This is a genomic window from Pseudomonas sp. AC463, from assembly GCF_979253585.1.
Window position 1 is genome coordinate 1 of the sequence record NZ_CEEDDZ010000899.1, and the last position, 253, is coordinate 253.

The window sequence follows — 253 nt, forward strand, 5'->3', positions numbered from 1 at the left end:
GTCGGGCTGCTCGCCGCGATCGTGCTGGGCGGGCAGGTCGCGCAGTCGTCGTTCGCGCCGTGGTTCACGCTGACGCCGGTGCAGTTGTGCTTCGGCCTGATTGCCTATGGTGCGGTCGCGGCGCTGCTGCCGGTGTGGCTGCTGCTCGCACCGCGCGATTACCTGTCGACCTTCCTGAAGATCGGCGCGATCGTCGCGCTGGCGCTGGGCATCGCGATCATGGCCCCGCCGCTGCGCATGCCGGCGCTGACGC

The 253-nt window shown here is 70.8% G+C and carries 1 protein-coding gene; it reads left to right on the forward strand.

All coding sequences use genetic code 11. The features are described from left to right. The coding region (locus AC0IYH_RS32830; protein ID WP_471838553.1) for a carbon starvation CstA family protein at nucleotides 1-253 on the forward strand (253 nt) is incomplete at both ends.